This is a genomic window from Micromonospora sp. NPDC002575, assembly GCF_042889525.1.
In the GTDB taxonomy this organism is placed as follows: Bacteria; Actinomycetota; Actinomycetes; order Mycobacteriales; family Micromonosporaceae; genus Micromonospora; species Micromonospora carbonacea.
The window spans coordinates 133401-153428 of the sequence record NZ_JBIARA010000012.1 but is presented as its reverse complement, the minus strand read 5'-3'; the positions used below and the strand labels follow the sequence as shown (position 1 = coordinate 153428).

17 protein-coding genes are annotated in these 20028 nt (G+C 74.5%); 10 read left to right on the top strand and 7 right to left on the bottom strand.

All coding sequences use genetic code 11. From position 1 onward, the window contains the following. Window positions 1–133: 133 nt before the first annotated feature. The gene (locus tag ACFYWL_RS19360) at window positions 134–859 is read right to left on the bottom strand and encodes a class F sortase (RefSeq protein WP_386974503.1); all 726 of its coding nucleotides are present in this window, start codon (window positions 857–859) and stop codon (window positions 134–136) included. A 1-nt stretch (window position 860) separates the two neighbouring features. Next, on the bottom strand, window positions 861–1970 hold the full coding sequence (locus ACFYWL_RS19355; protein WP_386974501.1) for a hypothetical protein: 1110 nt from the start codon (window positions 1968–1970) through the stop codon (window positions 861–863). Between the two features lie 537 nt (window positions 1971–2507). Between ACFYWL_RS19355 and ACFYWL_RS19350 the strand changes: the two genes are divergently transcribed. Next, window positions 2508–4313 (top strand): glycoside hydrolase family 6 protein, encoded by a 1806-nt coding sequence (locus ACFYWL_RS19350; protein ID WP_386974499.1) that lies wholly within the window; start codon window positions 2508–2510, stop codon window positions 4311–4313. A 118-nt stretch (window positions 4314–4431) separates the two neighbouring features. On the opposite strand, the gene ACFYWL_RS19345 is transcribed toward ACFYWL_RS19350, so the two are convergent. The 3 genes from ACFYWL_RS19345 to ACFYWL_RS19335 form a co-directional block, all read right to left on the bottom strand. Next, window positions 4432–4800, bottom strand: coding sequence for a hypothetical protein (locus tag ACFYWL_RS19345; protein ID WP_386974497.1), 369 nt, complete (start codon window positions 4798–4800; stop codon window positions 4432–4434). A gap of 132 nt (window positions 4801–4932) precedes the next feature. Next, window positions 4933–5868 carry a hypothetical protein gene (locus ACFYWL_RS19340; protein ID WP_386974495.1) on the bottom strand — a complete coding sequence of 312 codons (936 nt, stop codon included), beginning with the start codon at window positions 5866–5868 and terminating at the stop codon, window positions 4933–4935. 10 nt (window positions 5869–5878) lie between these two features. Further along, window positions 5879–6568 (bottom strand): hypothetical protein, encoded by a 690-nt coding sequence (locus tag ACFYWL_RS19335; protein ID WP_386974493.1) that lies wholly within the window; start codon window positions 6566–6568, stop codon window positions 5879–5881. A gap of 300 nt (window positions 6569–6868) precedes the next feature. Here ACFYWL_RS19335 and ACFYWL_RS19330 point away from each other — a divergent pair, with 300 nt between their 5' ends. The 7 genes from ACFYWL_RS19330 (at window position 6869) to ACFYWL_RS19300 (ending at window position 15470) form a co-directional block, all read left to right on the top strand. Further along, window positions 6869–9295 (top strand): nitrate- and nitrite sensing domain-containing protein, encoded by a 2427-nt coding sequence (locus ACFYWL_RS19330; protein ID WP_386974491.1) that lies wholly within the window; start codon window positions 6869–6871, stop codon window positions 9293–9295. Continuing rightward, window positions 9295–9717 (top strand): roadblock/LC7 domain-containing protein, encoded by a 423-nt coding sequence (locus ACFYWL_RS19325; protein ID WP_386974489.1) that lies wholly within the window; start codon window positions 9295–9297, stop codon window positions 9715–9717. Before ACFYWL_RS19330 ends, ACFYWL_RS19325 begins: the two co-directional genes overlap by 1 nt. Beyond that, the gene (locus ACFYWL_RS19320) at window positions 9707–10093 is read left to right on the top strand and encodes a DUF742 domain-containing protein (protein ID WP_043966612.1); all 387 of its coding nucleotides are present in this window, start codon (window positions 9707–9709) and stop codon (window positions 10091–10093) included. The genes ACFYWL_RS19325 and ACFYWL_RS19320 overlap by 11 nt, the downstream gene beginning before the upstream one ends. Continuing rightward, window positions 10074–10673 (top strand): ATP/GTP-binding protein, encoded by a 600-nt coding sequence (locus ACFYWL_RS19315; protein WP_386974487.1) that lies wholly within the window; start codon window positions 10074–10076, stop codon window positions 10671–10673. Before ACFYWL_RS19320 ends, ACFYWL_RS19315 begins: the two co-directional genes overlap by 20 nt. A 120-nt stretch (window positions 10674–10793) precedes the next feature. Then, window positions 10794–11831, top strand: coding sequence for a lactonase family protein (locus ACFYWL_RS19310; protein WP_386974484.1), 1038 nt, complete (start codon window positions 10794–10796; stop codon window positions 11829–11831). Between the two features lie 182 nt (window positions 11832–12013). Next, complete coding sequence (locus ACFYWL_RS19305) at window positions 12014–13756, top strand: substrate-binding domain-containing protein (RefSeq protein ID WP_386974482.1); 1743 nt, start codon at window positions 12014–12016, stop codon at window positions 13754–13756. Window positions 13757–13985: 229 nt separating this feature from the next. After that, window positions 13986–15470 carry a sugar transferase gene (locus ACFYWL_RS19300; RefSeq protein WP_386974479.1) on the top strand — a complete coding sequence of 495 codons (1485 nt, stop codon included), beginning with the start codon at window positions 13986–13988 and terminating at the stop codon, window positions 15468–15470. 51 nt (window positions 15471–15521) lie between these two features. Here ACFYWL_RS19300 and ACFYWL_RS19295 read toward each other — a convergent pair whose 3' ends face one another. Next, on the bottom strand, window positions 15522–16652 hold the full coding sequence (locus tag ACFYWL_RS19295; RefSeq protein WP_386974476.1) for a PP2C family protein-serine/threonine phosphatase: 1131 nt from the start codon (window positions 16650–16652) through the stop codon (window positions 15522–15524). A 98-nt stretch (window positions 16653–16750) separates the two neighbouring features. Between ACFYWL_RS19295 and ACFYWL_RS19290 the strand changes: the two genes are divergently transcribed. Further along, complete coding sequence (locus tag ACFYWL_RS19290; protein WP_386974473.1) at window positions 16751–17392, top strand: MarR family winged helix-turn-helix transcriptional regulator; 642 nt, start codon at window positions 16751–16753, stop codon at window positions 17390–17392. Between the two features lie 133 nt (window positions 17393–17525). Here the strand turns inward: ACFYWL_RS19290 and ACFYWL_RS19285 are convergent, their stop codons facing one another. Next, on the bottom strand, window positions 17526–18782 hold the full coding sequence (locus ACFYWL_RS19285; protein ID WP_386974470.1) for an ROK family protein: 1257 nt from the start codon (window positions 18780–18782) through the stop codon (window positions 17526–17528). Between the two features lie 49 nt (window positions 18783–18831). Here ACFYWL_RS19285 and xylA point away from each other — a divergent pair, with 49 nt between their 5' ends. Next, complete coding sequence (gene xylA, locus ACFYWL_RS19280) at window positions 18832–20019, top strand: xylose isomerase (RefSeq protein ID WP_386974468.1); 1188 nt, start codon at window positions 18832–18834, stop codon at window positions 20017–20019. Window positions 20020–20028: the final 9 nt, after the last annotated feature.

The following is a 20028-nucleotide window of genomic DNA, read 5'->3' as shown; positions in this document are numbered from 1 at the left end:
GCTGGTGGGTTGGGCGGTCCCTGGCAGTCCACGCGCGGGGGGGGGGGGGGGGGGCCGGCGGGGGGGGGGGGGGGCCGCGGGCCCCGCGCCCCCCCCCCCCCCCCGGCCCCCCCCCACGGCCCACCCGGCCGGGTCAGCCCGTCATCGTGGCGAACACGATGATGTTGTCCACGTAGCTGCCCGCCGCCTGGTCGAACTGCCCGCCGCAGGTGACGACCCGCAGGCCGGCCCGGTCGTTGGGCCCGTAGACCAGCTCGGTGGGAAAGGCGGTCTTCGGGTACGACCGCACGTCGTCGACGATGAAGGTGACGCGGCTGCCGTCGTCCCGGGCCACCTCGATGGTGTCGCCGGGCCGGAGCGCGCCGAGGGAGTAGAAGACGGCGGGGCCGCCGACCTTCGCCGAGTCGACGTGTCCCACGACGACGGCGTTGCCGATCTCGCCGGGGCTCGCGCCCGGGGAGTACCACCCGGCGTTCAACGCCTGCTCCAGCGGGGGGACCTGGACCGTGCCGTCCGGGTTGGTGCCCAGCGTCATGATCGGGGCGTCGACGCCGATGCGGGGGATCCTGATGGTGGTCGGAGTGGCCCGGGCGAGGCCGGCCACCGGCTGCCTCCCGTCCGCCGCCTCCGTGTCGGCGTCGGAGGGCTCCTGACCGGCGACGTTCCCGCCGTTGTCCGTGACCCCACCGACGCGGTCGGGGCCGGCCTGGGTGACCGGCTGGGGCGGGCGGGGGGTGGGCGCGGCGCGCATGGAGGCGCCGACCATCCCGGCGCCCACCAGGGCGAGCAGGACGACGACGGCCGCGCCGGCGGCGCGCCACGGTGTCCCGTGGCGGCCGCCGGCCGGTGTCGCCGTCACGTCAGGCGAGGGACCCATTGGCCCGACGCCGCCGCATCAGCACGATGCCGCCGAGCGCCGCGGCGCCCATCATGCTCGCCCCGGTGGTGGCGAGCCCACGGTCGGCGCCGCCGGCCGCGCCGCCGTCACCGCCCTCGACGTGGCCGCGCGGGAGCACGACCAGTTCGCCCTCGCCGCAGGAGCCCTTCAGCTCGTAGCGGCCCGGGTCGGCGTCCTCGGCGACCTCCGCCTCGCCGTAGTAGACGAAGTCCTTCTTGTGCTCCCAGGACTTCTCCTCGCCGTGGCCCTTCTCCTCGCCGTAGCTGGAGTCCTCGCCGTGGCCCTTCTCCTTGCCGTAGCTGGAGTCCTCGCCGTGGCCCTTCTCCTTGCCGTAGCTGGAGTCTTCGCCGTGGCCCTTCTCCTTGCCGTAGCTGGAGTCTTCGCCGTAGCTCTTCTCCTCGCCGTAGCTGGAGTCTTCGCCGTAGCTCTTCTCCTCGCCGTAGCTGGAGTCCTTGTCCTTGCCGTAGTCCTTGTCCTTGCCGTAGCTGGAGTCCTCGCTCGACCAGTCCTTCTCGTCCTTCTTCTCGGACTTGTGCCCGTAGCCCTTCTCGGCCTCCTGGTCGTGCTCGTAGCCGCTCCACTCGCCGGACGAGTCGTCGGCGGCACCGCCGCCCTTGCCGCCCTCGGCCTTCTCGTCTTCCTTGGCCTTGGACTTCTCGTCCTCCTTGGCCTTCTCGTCTTCCTTGCCCTTGGACTTCTCGCCCTCCTCGGACTTCTCGTCCTCCTTGGCCTTGCCGTGCTCCTCGCCGGACTTCTCCTCGCCGGCCTTCTCCTCGGCCCAGGCGCCCTCTTCCTCGTCCTGGTAGCCGTGGTCCTCGTCGATCGGGCGCAGCTTGACCTTGCCGGTCACCTCGGACCAGACGGCGGCGTGCTTCTGAGCCTCCGGGCAGATCTCCAGAATCTGGACCTTCTCGCCGGGCTTGACGACGTGCGGCTTGGCGTAGACCTTGCCGTCGCGGGTCTCGCCGTCGTAGTGGCCGTCCGCGAACGCGATCCCCGGTGTGAACACCAGCAGGGACGCACCGCCGAGCGCGGCACCGGCAACGACCTTCCCGAGCATCTTGTTTGCCATGACCTGCGTCACTCCATCCCTCTTCGTCCTGAGCCCGACGTCAGCCGAGCTACCCACGACGTTAGCCCTGTTCGCGAGCTATCAGGGGAAAGATTCGTGTTTTACAGTTTGCGGGTTGATGCGGGGGAAGGGGGCCTAAGCGCGGTTGACGCCAAGTGTCGTATGAATCGGGTGGTCGGTGAGGGTTGCGACCGGGCGGGCCTTCGCGCACCCTTTCGAGGGGGGACGGGCTGCTCGTCCCCGGTGGGTGGGGCCGCCCGGCATCGAGCCATTGCCATGGAAGCGCTCCCATGCAAGAATTCCCTCACGCGGTACGGGGAGCCACACCGCGCAAGGCAGATGTCGAGGGCACCGGTTCCACCGGACGACGTTCGCCGCCCGACCGGCCGTGCCACGCGCCGGTCGCGCACCACCACCACACTGCCCGTCCGGGTCGGGCACCCCCGAAATCCCCCGTGGCGCCGTCGACGTCCTGTTCGATGTCGCGCGCCGTTCCGCCGGGCCGCGAGTCCGGTCTCGCCCAAGGAGATCAGTGGCATGAGTATGAGGAAGAGACTGTCCGGCCGTCGCCGGGCGCTCGCACTGACCGGTGCGGGCGCGCTGGTCGCCGGCGGTCTGGTGACCATTCCGGTCACCGCGGCCCAGGCCGCGACCCAGTGCAGCGTCGACTACACCACCAACGACTGGGCCGGCGGCTTCACCGGCAGCGTCACGATCAGGAACATCGGCGACGCCGTCTCGTCCTGGAGCCTCGCCTTCACCTTCCCGAACAGCAGCCAGAGGGTCGTGCAGGGCTGGTCGGCGAGGTGGAGCCAGAGCGGGCAGAACGTGACCGCCGCGAACGAGTCCTACAACGGCTCGATCGCCAGTGGCGGCAGCGTGACCCTCGGCTTCAACGGCTCGTGGAGCGGCAGCAACCCGAAGCCCACCTCGTTCACCCTGAACGGCGTGGTCTGCAACGGCGGCACCACCAACCCCACCACGCCGCCGCCGACCACCACGCCGCCGACGACGACGCCGCCGACGACCCCGCCGCCCACGACGCCCCCGCCGACCACCCCGCCGCCCACCACCCCGCCGGGGCAGAAGGTGGACAACCCGTACCTGAACGCCAAGGGGTACGTGAACCCGGAGTGGAAGGCCAAGGCCGAGTCCGTCGCGGGCGGCAGCCGGGTGTCGAACACCCCCACCGCCGTGTGGATCGACCGGATCGCCGCCATCAACGGCACCCCGGACAGCAGCTCCAACGGGGCCATGGGCGTGCGTGACCACCTGAACGCCGCGCTGGCCCAGGGCGCGAACTACATCCAGTTCGTCATCTACAACCTGCCCGGCCGCGACTGCTCCGCCCTCGCCTCCAACGGTGAGCTGAAGCCGGACGAGCTGCCCCGCTACAAGTCCGAGTACATCGACCCGATCGCCGCGATCCAGGGCGACCCGAAGTACGCCAGCCTGCGGATCATCAACATCGTCGAGATCGACTCGCTGCCGAACCTGGTCACCAACACCTCGGACAAGCCGGGCGGCACGGCGACGTGCGACACGATGAAGGCCAACGGCGGGTACGTCAACGGCGTGGGCTACGCCCTGGCGAAGCTGGGCGCGATCGGCAACGTCTACAACTACATCGACGCCGGTCACCACGGCTGGCTGGGCTGGGACAGCAACTTCAGCCCGAGCGCCACGATCCTGCGTGAGGCCGCCGGCGCGTCCGGCAGCACCCCGGCCAACGTGCACGGCTTCATCGTCAACACCGCGAACTACTCGGCCCTCAAGGAGCCGTACTTCAAGGTGACCGACAACGTGAACGGCCAGACCGTCCGCCAGTCCAAGTGGGTCGACTGGAACTACTACGTCGACGAGCTCTCCTTCGCCCAGGCGTTCCGCAACGAGCTGGTCTCGAAGGGCTTCAGCAGCAACATCGGCATGCTGATCGACACCTCCCGCAACGGCTGGGGCGGCTCCGCCCGGCCCACCGGCGCGGGCCCGACGACCAGCGTGGACGCCTACGTCAACGGCGGCCGGGTCGACCGGCGCTTCCACACCGGCAACTGGTGCAACCAGGCCGGCGCGGGCCTCGGCGAGCGTCCCAAGGCCGCTCCCGAGCCGGGCATCGACGCCTACGTCTGGGTGAAGCCCCCGGGTGAGTCGGACGGCTCCAGCACCGAGATCCCGAACAACGAGGGCAAGGGCTTCGACCGGATGTGCGACCCGACCTACACCGGTAACGCCCGCAACGGCAACAACATGAGCGGCGCGCTGTCGGGTGCCCCGATCTCGGGCGCCTGGTTCCCGGCGCAGTTCGCCCAGCTGATGCAGAACGCCTACCCGCCGCTCTCCTGATCAGGCGGAAGGCCTACCGGCCGCCGCGGGAGTGAGGCACCGCGCCGGCAGGTTCCCCCCGGCCCCTGGTCCGACCGTCCACCGGTCGGGCCAGGGGCCCCCGCCTGTTCCGGGCCGGTCAGGGCACCGTCCGCTCCACCGCGGCCCGGCCCTGCTCGGCCAGGTCCCGGCGGGCCCGCTCGATGTTCTCCGGGGTCGGGTCCTGGCCCCGCGCCAGCACCAGGTCCTCCGGCTCCCACGGCTGCTCCGCGCCGGTGCGGATGTTGTCCCCGCCGGCGCCCGTGCCCCCGCCGTACGGGTCGCCGAGCAGGTCCTCGGTCGAACCGACCCCCTCCACGGCGTCCCCCGGCCCGGCGAAGGACGGGTTGTCCCGGTCGGCCCCGCCACCGGTACGCAGCTGCGGCACCGTGCTCTCGTCGTCCACCGCCGCCGCCGCCTCGGGGGTCTCCTCCAGCGGTCGCCCCGCGATCGGGTCGCGCTCCGTCATCCTGCTGCCCTCCCGTGTGCCCAGGTGCTCCCCTGATCCCCCTGGCGTACCCCGCAGGGCCGAGGGCATGCCGACGACGCCGGACCTCGCCTGCGCCCCGGTCGTCACCCCGGGGCGGCTCGGGCGGGGCGGTCAGCGGCCGAGCACCCGGTCGAGGAAGTCGCGGTACCCGCGTACCGCGATCCGGAGCTGCTCGGTGTCGTCGCCGGTCTGCTGCCAGTCGCCCAGCTTGTTCTTCTGCTCCGCGAGCGCGGCGGCCAGCGCCTCGATCGCCTCACCGACCAGCGCCTCGGCCTGGCCGGCGGCGGCCCGGGGGTCGTCGACGAAGCGGAGCTGGACGTCGCGCCAGCGGTCCCGGAAGCCCTGGGCCGTGCCGGGCTCGAAGAGGGTGGCGGCGTCCTCGGGCACCGCGCCCGTGGTGGGCCGGGCCGCCGCCGTGACCGCGCCCACGCCGTCGCGCGCGTTCGCGTCCACGCCGAGGTCGGGCGAGGCGTCGTCCCGCGCGTCCGGGTCGATCATGCCGGGCTCGGGCCGGCCGTACCCGGCGGCGCCGGCGACCACCGCGTCCTCCTGGCTGCGGTCCGCCGCGTGGCGGGCCCCGGTGCGCCCGTCGCCCGGTTCGCCGGCCGCCCACCGGGACCGGTCGTGCAGCCGGTCGGCGGCGGTCGGGTCGGCCCGCTCGGCGTCGAACGCGTCCGTCCTGCCCGGCGCGCCGTCGCCCGGCCGGGCGGTGTCCTCGCCGCGCGGGTCCCGCTCGTCCTCCGGCCGGCCGCTGGCCATCGCCGAGGCCGCGACCGCGCCGCCGACCGTGGTCGCCCCGAACGCGGTCGGCAGCGGGGCCGGCTCGTGGAACTCGGGCGCGCCGTCGCCGCGCCCGTCGGCCACGGTCGGGTCGTCGAAGGTGCCCCGGTCGTCCAGCACGTCCTCGGGCACCTCGGCGCGGCCCTCGACGTCCCGGCCCCGGCGCGCCGCCGCGTCGCCGGTCGCCCCGCCCGGGGGCGGCACCGGCACCGGCGCGGACCGGACGGCCTCGGGGTGGTCGCTGCTCACCTGCTGCTCCTGGCGCATCTGGCTCTCCTCAACGGCTCGTGACGTCGTGCGGGCGGACCGGCGTCTCCTCCGGCTCCCGGGACGCGCTGTCCGGGCGGGGCTGCTCCGGGTGGCGCTGCTCGGGCCGGCGGTGCTCCGGGTGGTGCTGGTCCGGCTCGCGCTGCTCGGGGACGCGGGCGGCTACCGGGTCCTCGCCGAGCAGGTCGGCGAAGAGCGCCCGGTAGTGGACGACGGCCTGGCGCAGCTCCTCGGTGCCGGCCTCGCCGCGCTCGTTGCGCAGCCGGATCTCGTGGGCGTCCCGGTAGTGCGAGAGCGTCCGGGCGTGCTCGACGGAGAGGTGGGCGATCTGGTCGGAGAAGTCCCCGGTCGGGTACCCGCGCTCGGCGACGAGCCGGCCGACCAGTTCGTCCGCGTCGCTCACCGTCTCGGCGGGGGAGTCGACGAAGCGGACCTGGAGCTCCTCCCACGCCGCCGCATAGCGGGCCCGGGATTCGGGGGTGAGCGGGGTGAGCGTCAGCTCCGCGTGCCGGCGTTCCCGGTCCCGCAGCTCCCGCTCGGCGTCGGCGCGGCTGTCCCGCTCGGCGACCACCCGGTCGTACTCGGGCCCGAACCGGGACCGCAGCGCGCGGCGGCGGGCGACCTGCCGGCCGACGACGGCCAGGGCCGCGACCACCACGAGCACGACGAGAACTATGACGATTACCTGCGTGGGCGACATGGCTCCTCCTTCGTCCCTCCGGTATTCCCTCCGGTCGCTGATCGCCAATCCCGATCCGGGCGACTTTCCTGCGCGATCGGCGGGTACCGGATGCCGAACGGGCGGTTCCCGCCCTGATGGGTCCGGACTCCGATACAGCGGAGCGTGCCGGGGTGAGCGCGCCGGGCGAGAGGCCGGTACCGCATCCGCCGACGATTACGTATCCTGCCCAAGGCGCCCGTGCCGGTGCCCCGGTGCCGTGGCGGCGAAGCCTGGCCGGCACCGGTGCCACCCGCTGCCACACGTTCCGGGCGAGGTCTGATGAACACCCGCGACTGGCCGATCCGCTCGAAGCTGACGGCCCTGGTCGTAGCGCCGGTCAGCGCGCTGCTGGCCCTGTGGATCTTCGCGACCACGCTCGCCTTCGGCCCGGCGCTGGATCTGCTCTCCGCCGGCACCCTCCTCTACGACTTCGGCCGGCCCGGTGAGACGGTCGTCGCCGAGCTGCAACGCGAGCGCCGGCTGACCGTGGTGCAGCTCGCCGGCGCCGCCGAGCTGCCGGAGCTGGCCGAGCAGCGGCGACGCACCGACGCCGCGGTCGCCGAACTGCGCCGCCGGGTCAACGGCGAGCGGCTGCGCGACGCCGCCGGTGACCTGCTCGACGCCCGGCTCGACCGGCTGCTCGGCGCGCTGGACGCGCTGCCCGCGGGCCGGGGGTTCATCGACCGCCGCCAGGTGGACCGGACGGGCGCGATCGGGCTCTACAGCGGCATGGTGGGCGCGGCCTTCCAGGCGTTCACCGCGCTGGCCACCCTGCCCGACAACGACCTCAACCGGCAGGCGCTGGCGCTGACCGCGTTCGGGCGGTCCCGGGAGCTGCTCGGGCAGGCCGACGCGCTGCTCGCCGGGGTGCTCGTCACCGGGCGCTACGCCGAGGGCGAGCACACCCAGCTCGTCCAGGTCATCGGCAACCAGCGGTTCCTGACCGAGACGGCGGTGGCCGACCTGCCGGCCGACGGCCGGGCGGCCTACCAGCGGCTGGCCGAGAGCGAGGCGTTCGTCCGGCTGCGCGCCCTCCAGGATGAGCTGGTGCGGGCCGATCCCGGCCGGGCGCCGCAGCTGGACGCCCGGGCCTGGGAGGTCAGCCAGGAGGCGGTCCAGCGTGGGCTGCGCGACTTCGAGCTCACCCAGGCCGACGCGATCGCCGACCGGACGGTGCCGGTGGCCGTCGGCATCCTGGCCCGGCTCGGCGTGGCCGGCGTGCTCGGGCTCGCCGCGATCGTGGCGTCGGTGGTGGTGTCGTTGCGGGTCGGCCGGTCGCTGGCGCGGCGGCTCACCGCCGTGCGCGACGCCGCCCTGGAGATGGCCGAGCGCCGGTTGCCGGACGTGGTCACCCGGCTGCGGCGCGGCGAGGACGTCGACGTGGCCAGGGAGGCCCCGCCACTACAGTACGGCGAGGACGAGATCGGCCAGGTCGGGCGCGCGTTCACCGAGGTGGGCCGGACGGCCGTCCGGTCAGCGGTGGACGAGGTGACCCTGCGGCGCGGGCTCAACGAGGTCTTCCTGAACATCGCCCGGCGCAGCCAGGGGCTGGTGCACCGGCAGCTCGCCCTGCTGGACCGGATGGAGCGCCGCGTCGAGGACCCGGACGAGCTGGCCGAGCTGTTCCGGGTGGATCACCTGGCCACCCGGCTGCGCCGGCACGCCGAGGACCTGGTGATCCTCGCCGGGGCCGCGCCGGGCCGGGGCTGGCGCAATCCGGTCGCGATGGTCGACCTGGTGCGGGGCGCGATCTCCGAGGTGGAGTCGTACGACCGGGTCGACATCGCCGACGTGCAGCCCGCCGCCACCGTCGGCCGGGCCGTCGGCGACGTCATCCACCTGCTGGCCGAGCTGATCGAGAACGCCACCGCGTTCTCCCCGCCCGGCACCCGCGTCACGGTGCGGGGGCAGAGCCTGCCCAACGGGTACGCCTTGGAGATCATCGATCAGGGGCTGGGCATGGCCGCCCCGGCCCTGGAGGAGGCCAACCGCAGGCTGGCGACGCCACCGGAGTTCGACCCGGCCGACAGCGCCCGGCTCGGGCTGTTCGTGGTCGCCCGGCTCGCCGCCCGGCACGGCGTCCGGGTGCAGCTCCGGCGGGCCGCCCAGGGCGGGGTCACCGCCGTGGTGCTGATCCCGCACGACCTGGTGACCGGCGAACCGCCGGCCGGCCCGCCCGGCGGGCGGGCGGCGCAGGGCGCGGCCGACGACGACCGGCGGATGGCCAAGGTCACCCGGCTCAACACGCTGCCCCGGCCCCGGTCCGCCCGGATCACCCGGGAGCGCGGCGACTCGTCGACGGCCGTGGTGCCGCTGGTGCCCAGCCGCTCCGTGCCGGCCGACCCGGGCGGCGACGGCGACGGCCTGCCCCGGCGGGTGCGCCGGCGTGGCCCCACCGCCCGTCCCCGGCCGACGGTCCAGGACGGCCCGGCCCCGCGCGCCCCCGAGGAGGCCCGCCGGCTGATGTCCGCGCTCCAGGCCGGCACCGCCCGGGGCCGCCGCGACGGCGCGGCCGGCGCCACCGCGACCAGCGACGACAGCGCCGGGGCCGACGCTTTCGCGGCCGGCCCCGGCAGCGCCCCGGCCCCCGCCGCCCCGATCACCCCGACCGCCCCCGCCCCGACCGCCGCCGCCGACGCGACCCCGGAACCGGACGCCCCGGCGGCGCCCCCGCAATCCACGACCGCAACTGAGAGGGACGCCTAGTGGTGCACACGACGAAGCCGAACGTCGATCTCGACTGGTTGCTCGACGAGCTGGTGGAGCGGCTACCGTCCGCCCGTGAGGCGGTGGTGCTCTCGGCGGACGGGCTCCTGCTCGGCGCCTCCGCCGAGCTCGACCGCACAGCCGCCGAGCACCTCTGCGCCCTGGCCTCCGGCTTCTCCAGCCTGGCCAAGGGGGCCAGCCGGCACCTCGCCGCCGGCGGGGTGCGGCAGACGGTGGTGGAGATGGAATCGGCGTACCTCTTCGTCACCGCCGCCGGCCAGGGCGCGTGCCTCGCGGTCGTCGCCGAGGCCGACGCGGACATCGGCCTGGTGGCGTACGAGATGGCGATGCTGGTGATCCGGGTGGGCGAGAGCCTGACGGCGCCGGTCCGGGCCTCCTCGGGCGGGGTCGATGCGGGCTGAGTCCCCGGGGCCGCAGCACGAGTGGCTGGACGGCGACGCGGGCCCGGTGGTGCGCCCGTACACGCTGACCGGCGGGCGGGTCCGGCCGCCGGTCGGCCTCGACCTGGTGGCGTTCGTGCTCGCCGGCCGGGGCGCGGACCCGGCGGCCCACCCGCGGCTGCACCCGGAGCACCGCCGCCTGGTGGAGCTCGCCCGGCGGCCGGTGCCGGTCGCCGAGCTGGCCGCCGAGCTGGACCTCGCGGTGGGCGTGGTCCGGGTGCTCGTCGGCGACCTGCTCGCCCGTGGCCTGGTCTCGGTGCACGAGCCGGCCGGCACCGCGTTCCTACCCGACGACAACATCCTCAAGGCGGTGGTCAATGGACTCCGTGCGCTATGACCGGGACGGGTCCGGGGTGCGGATCCCGCTGGCCCTGAAGATCCTCATCGCGGGCGGCTTCGGCGCGGGCAAGACGACGCTGGTGAGCGCGCTGAGCGAGGTCCGGCCGTTGCAGACCGAGGAGGTCCTCACCGGCGCCGGGATCGGCGTGGACGACCTCTCGGGCGTGGAGGGCAAGTCCACGACCACCGTGGCGATGGACTTCGGCCGGATCACCATCAACGAGGACCTCCAGGTCTACCTGTTCGGCACGCCGGGGCAGGACAGGTTCTGGTTCCTCTGGGACGAGCTGGCCTTCGGCGCGCTCGGGGCGGTGGTGCTCGCCGACACCCGCCGGCTGGCCGACTGCTTCCCGTCGATCGACTACTTCGAGCAGCGGAACATCCCGTTCGTGGTCGGGGTGAACTGCTTCGACGACGGCCGCCGGTTCAGCCTGGACGCCGTACGCCACGCGCTGGACCTGGACCCGGGCGTGCCGCTGCTGTTCTGCGACGCCCGGGACCGCCAGTCCGGCAAGCTGGTGCTGATCTCGCTGGTCGAGCACGTCGCCCGGCAGCGCGGCGAGCCGGTTCCGGCCTGACCCCGACCTGGCGCGCGGGTGAGGGCCCGCCTGACGTGGGGTAAGGGCCCGGGTGACGGGCGCGGCCGGCGGGCCGGCGCGGCCGGCGACGGACACGGACAACGGCGGGAAGGCGGACGGATGACCGGGCAGCAGGCGATCGTCCACATCGGGGGCTACACGGCGGCCACCGGCGGGCGGGGCGAGGGGATCGTCGCCGCCCGGCGCGACCCGGTGACGGGCGCGTTGACCCCACTCGGCACCGCCGCGGCGACCCCGTCGCCGTCCTTCCTCACCCGGCATCCCACCCTGCCGGTGCTCTACGCCGTCAACGAGCTGCCCGAGGGGGCGGTCAGCGCGTTCCGGGTCGGCCCGGACGGCGACCTGACCCCGCTCGGCTCGCACGGCACCGGCGGCGCGGAGCCCTGTCACCTGGCGGTCACCGCCGACGGCGGTCACCTCGTGGCGGCCAACTACGGCGGCGGGAGCCTGGCGGTGTTCCCGCTCGACCCGACGGGCGCGCCGGGCGAACGCAGCGACCTGGTGGTCCACGCCGGGCACGGGCCCGACCCGCAGCGGCAGGAGAAGGCGCACTGCCACATGGTCTCGCCGGCCCCGGACAGCGGGCCGCTGCTCGCCGTCGACCTGGGGACCGACTCGGTCTACCGGTACGACCTCGACGCGGCCTCCGGCCGGCTGGTGCCCCGGGCGCCCCGGGTGCACGCCACGGCCGGCTCCGGTCCCCGCCACCTGGCCCGCCACCCGGACGGCCGGCGCTGCTGGCTGGTGGGCGAGCTGGACGCCACGGTCACCGCGTACGAGCTGACCGCCGACGGGGCGCTGCACCAGCGGGGCCGGGTGGACGCCAGCGCCCGCGCCGGGCACGTCCAGCCCGCCGAGATCGCCGTCGGCGCGGACGGGCGCTTCCTCTACGTCGGCAACCGGGGCGTCGGCACGGTGTCGGTCTTCGCCCTCGCCGGTGAGCTGCCCGAGCTGGTCGGGGAGGTGGAGACCGGCGGGGAGTGGCCCCGGCACCTCGCCCTGGCCGGCGAGCACCTGTACGTCGCCGACGAGCGCGCCGACATGGTCCGGGTGTTCCGGGTGGACGCCGCGACGGGGGTTCCGACGCCGGTGGGGGAGCCGGTGGCGGTGCCCAGCCCGGCCTGCGTCCGGCCGTGACACCGGCTCCCGGCGGTTCCGGCCCTGTTCAGGGGGCGTGTCGGCGACCTCGGGGCACGGGGTCGTCACTCAGTGTCAGAAAAGTGATGACATCTGTCTCTCCTGAGTAACTTTCGTCCGAACGGACGTGGCAGTACCAGCAGCGGGTCCGCAAGATGGTCACCGTGTCAGGCCGCCATCGCATGCAGTCAGGTATCCGCGGAGCAGGCGCAGTCGCGTCGGCGACGGCGCTCGTCGTCGTCATCGCGGGTGCCTGGTTCGGCTACCGGGAGTTGGTCCGGCCCGCCTGTTCGGGGCAGGTCCAGCTGTCGGTGGCGGCGGCCCCCGAGCTGGCCCCGGCGGTGCAGGCCGCCGCGGCCCAGTGGATGGCCGACGGTGCGGCGGTCGGCGGCACCTGCATCGCCGTGAACGTCACGGAGTCCGAGCCCGTGGACGTCGCCGCCGCGGTGGCCGGCAAGCACGGGGTGCAGCTGGCGGGCGTCGGCCAGGCCAGCGGCACGGCGGTCACCCCGGACGTCTGGGTGCCGGACTCCTCGACCTGGCTGCTGCGGCTGAAGAACGCCGGTGCCACCGCGTTCGCACCGGGCAACGGCGCGTCCATCGCCCGCAGCCCGGTGGTGGTGGCGGTGCCCGAGCCGGTCGCCGAGACCCGGTTCGGTTGGCCGGAGAAGAAGCTGACCTGGACCGACCTGCTGCGCCAGGTGAGCAGCAGCAAGCCGATCCGCGCCGGGATCGTCGAGCCGACCCAGGACGCGGCCGGCCTGTCCGGGCTGCTGTCGATGACCGCCGCCGCCAGCGGGGCGGGCGGCGACGCGCAGCAGGCCACCACGGGGGCGTTGCGGGCACTGGCCACCGGCCGTTCCGCGCTCCGCGAGGACCTGCTGGCCCGGTTCCCCCGCTCCTCCGACCCGACGGCGGTCGCCTCCGGCCTCGGCGCCGCCGCGCTGTCGGAGGAGGACGTGATGGCGTACAACCAGCGGAAGCCGCCGATCCCGCTGGCGGCGCTCTACCTGGAGCCGTCGCCGATGCCGCTTGACTACCCGTACGCGGTGCTGCCGGGCATCGAGCCGGCGAAGCAGGCCGCCGCGAAGGTGTTGTTCGAGGTGCTCACCACGCCGGGCTTCCGCAACCGGTTGGCCGAGCGGTCGCTGCGCGGGCCGGACGGCAACTGGGGCGACGGCTTCGAGGCGCCGCAGGGCGCGCCGAGCCCGGCGGGCGGGGCGGCGACCGCGCCCGCGCCGGGGGGCAACGGCGCGGGGGGTCTGGACCCGGTCGCGATAGAGCGCGCCGTGTCCAGCTGGTCCATCGCCACCCAGTCCGGGCGGATGCTCTGCGTCATCGACGTCTCCGGTTCGATGAAGCAGCCGGTGCCCAGCGCCAACAACGCCACCCGGGAGCAGGTGACGGTCGCGGCGGCCAGCCGGGGCCTGAACCTGTTCGACGACTCCTGGTCGATCGGGCTGTGGACCTTCTCCACCGAGCTGGTCGGCAGCCTCGACTACCGGGAGCTGGTGCCGATCAACCCGCTCTCCAGCAACCGCAGCCGGCTGGAGCAGGGGCTGGCCACGATCCGGCCCTCCAACGGCGACACCGGCCTGTACGACACGATGCTGGCCGCCTACAAGGCGGTACAGGAGGACTGGGAGCCGGGGCGGGTCAACTCGATCGTGCTGTTCACCGATGGCAAGAACGAGGACGCCAACGGCATCACCCAGCAGAAGCTGCTCGCCGAGCTGAAGCGGATCGCCGACCCGGAGCGGCCGGTGCAGGTCGTGATCATCGGCATCGGCAACGACGTCAGCAAGTCCGAGCTGGAGGCGATCACCAAGGTCACCGGCGGCGGCAACTTCGTCACCGAGGACCCGACCAAGATCGGTGACATCTTCCTCAAGGCGATCGCGCTCCGCCCGAACGCGCCTCGCTGACCATGTCCGTACTGAGTCGTGAATCAGCGACGGCGGCCTGCCGCGCGGAGAACCCGGCGCGCCGAGCCGCCTGTCGGCGCCGGCCCACCAGCAAACTGACGTTAATACGTCCGAAGTAGTCGGTGGCCATAATTGTTAAGAGAAGATGTCGAGGTGCTCCGGCGCCGTCGGTCCCGTTGGGGAGACCGAGCAACGACCGGGGCCTTTCTCAGCAGATTGGGGAGGGCCGGTGACGTCGGCGACGCTGTTGACCGCCACCAGGACGCCGCCGCGGCCTGGGGCTGACCGGGCGGGGCCCGTGGCCCGCGTCGACGAGCGGGCGTACGTCCGCATGCTGGTGGTGCTGGACACCGCCGTCCTGGCGGTCGCGGTGCTGATCGGCTACGTCGCCCGTTTCGGCGACGAGGAGCCGGTGGGTTCGGAGATCCCGTACGTGGTGGTGGCCCCCGTGCTGCTGCTCACGTGGCTGCTCTCGCTCAAGGTCCTGCGCTGCTACGACGACCGGGTGCTGGGCTACGGCGCCGACGAGTACCGGCGGGTCGGCACCGCCAGCCTGCGCCTCGCGGGCGGCACCGCCATCGCCGGCTACATCGCCGACGTCGGCGTCTCCCGGGGCTTCCTGGCCATCTCGTTCGCCGTCGGCATGCTGGGCCTGGAGGTGGCCCGGTTCGCCGCCCGCAAGCGGCTGCACCGGGCCCGGTCCCGGGGGCGCGGCTGGTCGCGCAAGGTGCTGGTGGTCGGCGACACCGCGCACGTGCTGGAGCTGGTGCACCAGCTGCGCCGCGAGCCGTACGCCGGCTACCACGTGGTGGGGGCGTGCATCCCCGACGCGCTGCTCGCGCCGGTGCCGCAGCGGCTCGGCGACGTGCCGGTCGTGGGCTCGTTCCGGGGCATCCCCGAGGCGGCCACCGCGATCGGCGCGGACACCGTGGCCGTCACCGCCTCCGGCGAGCTGACCGCGACCCGGCTGCGGCGGCTCGGCTGGCAGCTGGAGGGCACCGGCGTCGACCTGGTCGTCGCGCCCGCGCTCACCGACGTGGCCGGCCCCCGCATCCACACCCGGCCGGTCGCCGGCCTGCCCCTGATCCACGTGGAGGCCCCCGAGTTCCGGGGGGCCCGCAAGCTGGTCAAGGGCTTCGTCGACCGGTCCGCCGCCGCCGTGGCGCTGGCCCTGCTGCTGCCGCTGCTGGCCGTGATCGCCCTGGCGATCAAGCTCGACAACCGTGGGCCGGTGCTGTTCCGGCAGATCCGGGTCGGCCAGGGCGGCCGTGAGTTCGGCGTGTTCAAGTTCCGCACGATGGTGGTCAACGCCGACGCCCTGCTCGCCGAGCTGACCACGCGCAACGAGACCGACGGCCTCATGTTCAAGATGCGCGACGACCCCCGGGTGACCCGGGTCGGCCGGGTGCTGCGCAAGTGGTCGCTCGACGAGCTGCCCCAACTCGCCAACGTGCTGCTCGGGCAGATGAGCCTGGTCGGTCCGCGCCCCCCGCTGCCCTCCGAGGTGGCCCGCTACGACGGCGACGTGGCGCGGCGACTGCTGGTCAAGCCCGGGATGACCGGCCTCTGGCAGGTCAGCGGCCGGTCCGACCTGAGCTGGGAGGACGGCATCCGGCTCGACCTCTACTACGTGGAGAACTGGTCGCTCGCCGCCGACCTGACCATCCTGTGGAAGACCTTCGGCGCGGTGGTACGCAGCCGGGGCGCGTACTGACCACGGCGGTGTACCGGGCCGGCGTCGCGCCGGCCCGGTACACCGGGCCGGTCAGGGCTGCGGGCCCGTCCAGTCGAGGCAGACCACCACCGCGTCGTCGACCAGGTCACCGGCGACGAACGCCCGCAGGTCGCCGATCAGCGACCGCACCGCGTCCAGCGGCTCCATCTGGCCGGTCCGGCGCAGGAACCTGTCCAGCGCGGTCTCGCCGTACCGGACGTTCTGCCCGGTCGCCTCGACGACGCCGTCGCTGAGCACGAAGAGCCGGTCGCCGCGGCGCAGCGTGAACTGCTGCTCCCGGTAGTCGGTGCCGTCGAACATGCCGAGCGGGAACTGCGCCTCCAGCGGCTGCTCCACCACCTCCCCGCCGCGCAGCAGCACCAGCCGGGGCGAGCCCGCGTCGACCACCGTCATCACGCCGCCGGCCAGGTCCAGCTCCAGCAGCAGCGCCGAGACGTGCTGATCGCCCCGGTGCAGCGCGTACACGGCCTGGTCGGCGAGGGCGGCCTGGTCGGCCAGGCCCAGCCCCGCCCGGCGGGCGTTGCGCAGGGCGTGCGTGGCCAGGGAGGTCAGCACGGATGCCTGGACACCCTCGCCCATCCCGTTGATCGTCGACAGCCACAGCCGGTGCCCGTCGTCGGACCAGTCGAAGCTGTCGCCCCGCACCGCGTACGCCGGTTCGAGCTGGCCGGCGAGGCTGAACGACGGGCGGATCCGGCTGCGCCCGGGCAGCAGCTCCCACTGCATCTCGGCGGCGAGGGTGAGCCGGCGGCTGCGGCGGGCGGCCCGGTAGACGTCCGTGCCCTCGTTGACCGCGACCAGCTCGTGGCCCAGCGCGGTGGCGACCCCGAGCAGCTCGCCCACGGCGGCCGGGTCGTCGGGCACCGGCGACACCCGGAGCACCCCCCGCCGGTCGCCGCGCATGCTGACCGGGAAGTAGCCGGCCCGCTCGGCGACGATCGGCTCCTGGTGGTCGAAGCAGCGCCAGGCCGGGTGCCCCGGGCCCTCGATCGGCTCACCCTCGGTGAGCGGCAGCAGCGCCGAGAGGCGGTAGTCGACCTGGAGGAGTTCGACCTCCGTGATCCCGTACGACCGCAGGAGTTCCCCGGCGAGCCGGTCGACCAGCAGGTCGGCGGGCGCCTCGGTCAGGGTACGACGGGCCCGGTCTTCCGCACCGCTCATCGTCACTCCTCTGTTCGGAGGGGCCGGCGACCAGGGACGCCGGGTAGTCTCTTGCCAACATGACCGAAGAACACGGTCCGCACGGACCAGACGCGAGTATGGCCGCCGCCCTCGACGCGGCGGCCGGCACCCTGCTCACGGTCTTCGAGGCAGCGCGCGAGCGCACCACCAGCCGGCTCTCCGGGGCGCAACTGCGCGCCGTCATGGCGGTCGAGCAGCACGACGGGATCAACCTGCGTCGGCTGGCCACGCTGCTCGACATGCTGCTCTCCTCGGCCAGCCGGCTCTGCGACCGGCTCGTGGCGGCGGGCATGCTGGAGCGCGAGCCGGGCCGGTCCGACCGGCGGGAGATCTCCCTGCACCTCACGCAGGAGGCCGAGAAGCTCCTCGCCGAGCTGCGGGCCGACCGCCGGCAGCGGCTGGCGGCGATCCTGTCCGGGATGACCCCCGAGGGGCGGCAGGCCCTGCTGGGCGGGCTCCAGGAGTTCGACGAGGTCGCCCGGCTGCGGCACCCGCCCGAGCCGCCGGCGGCGGAGTTAGCCGCCGAGGCCCGGGCGGACGAGTGGGCTCCGCCCGCCGGGCAGGGCTGGCTGGCGGGGGAGCACCCGGCCGGGTGGTCGGCCGGGGCCGTGCCGCGGGGCCGGCCGGCGGCGGACGCGGCACCGGGCGGTTGGCCCGGCGACGCCGCCACGGGCGGCGGCTGGTCGGCCGGCGACCCGCCGGTGGCCCGCACCGCCTGACGCTCGGCCGGCGCGGCGGCTGCTCGGGTCACCGCGTCGAGAGGTGTTAGGAAGGGACCCTTCCTCTACAGAAGGCGTTAAGCGGGGGCCCTTCCTTGCGCCGCCGCCCGCAGGTGATCGGCGGGAGGGGAGGTCAGCCCTGCCGGGTCAGCCAGCCGACCGGTTCGGCGACGATTCGCCGGACGACCGAGCCGGCCGCGCCGACCACTGCGGCCTCGGGGCCGAGCGTCGACGGGCGTACGGTGACCGGCGCCCAGCCGGCGGTGAGCACCCGCCGGGACACCTCGGCCAGCACCGCCGGGCGCAGCCAGGGGGTGAGCAGCGCGTAGCCGCCCCCGAGGACCACCGTGTCCAGGTCCAGCAGGTTCACCACGCCCGCCACCGCGACCCCGAGGGCCTGCCCCGCCTCGGCAAGCGCCGCCAGGGCGGCGGGGTGGCCGGCGGCGGCGAGGTCGGCCAGCCGCGCGGCGGCGGTGTCCGCCGGCAGGTCCGCCCGGTCCAGCCCGGCCGCGGCGAGCACGGCCTCCTGGCCCGCGTACTGCTCCAGGCAGCCCCGGCCGCCGCAGCGGCAGGGCCGCCCCTGCGGCTGGACGGGGATGTGGCCGATCTCGCCGCTCCACCCGCGTACCCCCCGGAACAGCGCGCCGTCGAGGACGATCCCGGCGCCGATGCCCACCTCGCCCGAGACGTGCAGGAAGCTCGCCGGCCCGGTCGGGTCGGCGTGCAGCTCGCCCACGGCGGCCAGGTTGGCCTCGTTATCGACGACCAGCGGCGGGACCCCGGGCACCGGCCCGGCCAGCGGCGGGTGGCCGGCCAGCAGCTCGGGCACGGCCACGTCGCGCCAGCCGAGGTTGGGGGCGAGCCGGACCACCCCGGCGTCGCCGACCAGGCCGGGCACGGCGAGGGCCACCCCGGCCAGGGTGAGGCCCTGCCCCTCGGCGTCGGCCCGCGCCTCGGCGGCCAGCGTGACGAGCCGGGCGAGGGCGTCGGCGGGGGAGACCGGGCGCAGGTCGGCCCGGCGCACCGTGTGGTGCCGGACCTCGCCGGCCAGGTCGACCACGCAGGCGGCCAGGTAGTCGACGTTGATCTCCAGCCCGAGGCCCGCGGGGCCGGACCCGGCGAGGACCAGCCCGCGCGCCGGCCGGCCCGCCCCGGCGCGCGGCGCGGGCTCCGACTCGGCGACCAGCCGGCCGGCGATGAGGTCGTCGACGACGGCCGAGACGGTGGCCCGGGTCAGGCCGGTCGAGGCGGCCACGTCCGCCCGCGAGGGTGGGCGGGGCGCGGCGGCGATCCGGCCGAGCACCACGGCGAGGTTCAGCTCGCGCAGGCTGCCCTGGCGGACCGCCCCGGAGACAGGGGCGGGGCGGGTCACCCCTTGACAGTGCCACATGCCCGCCAAATAATTCAACCACTGAACAAATAGCTACCGGAGGTCTGCCATGGCACCCCGTCCCACCCCCGCCGACAAATTCTCCTTCGGCCTCTGGACGGTGGGCTGGCAGGCCCGCGACCCGTTCGGCGACGCCACCCGCGGTGAGCTGGACGCCGTCGAGGCCGTGCACAAGCTCGCCGAGCTGGGCGCGTACGGCATCACCTTCCACGACGACGACCTGATCCCGTTCGGCGCGGACTCCGCCGCCCGCGACGCCCAGATCGCCCGGTTCCGCAAGGCCCTCGACGAGACCGGCCTGGTCGTGCCGATGGTCACCACCAACCTGTTCACCCACCCGGTGTTCAAGGACGGCGGCTTCACCAGCAACGACCGCGACGTGCGGCGGTACGCGCTGCGCAAGGTGCTGCGCAACATCGACCTCGCCGCCGAGCTGGGCGCCAAGACGTACGTCATGTGGGGCGGCCGGGAGGGCTCCGAGTACGACCTGGCCAAGGACATCCGCGCGGCGCTGGACCGCTACCGCGAGGGCGTCGACCTGCTCTGCGAGTACGTCGTCGACCGCGGCTACGACCTGCGCTTCGCCATCGAGCCGAAGCCGAACGAGCCGCGCGGCGACATCCTGCTGCCCACCGTCGGGCACGCCCTGGCGTTCATCTCCACCCTGGCCCGCCCCGAGATGGTCGGCCTCAACCCCGAGGTCGGCCACGAGCAGATGGCTGGGCTCAACTACGCCCACGGCATCGCCCAGGCGCTGTGGCAGGGCAAGCTGTTCCACCTCGACCTCAACGGCCAGCGGGGCATCAAGTACGACCAGGACCTGGTCTTCGGCCACGGCGACCTGATGAACGCGTTCGCCCTGGTGGACCTGCTGGAGAACGGCGGCCCCGACGGCGGCCCCGCGTACGACGGCCCCCGGCACTTCGACTACAAGCCCTCGCGCACCGAGGACTTCACCGGCGTGTGGGCCTCGGCCGAGGCGAACATGCGCACCTACCTGCTGCTCAAGGAGCGGGCCGCGGCGTTCCGGGCCGACCCGGAGGTGGCCGAGGCCCTCGCCGCGAGCCGCGTCGGCGACCTGGCCACCCCGACCGTCGCCGACGGCGAGGGCTACGCCGGGCTGCTCGCCGACCGCTCCGCCTTCGAGGAGTACGACGTCGACGCCGCCGCCGCGCGGGGCTTCCACTTCGTCCGGCTCAACCAGCTGGCCGTCGAGCACCTGCTCGGCGCCCGCTGAGGCCGCCGC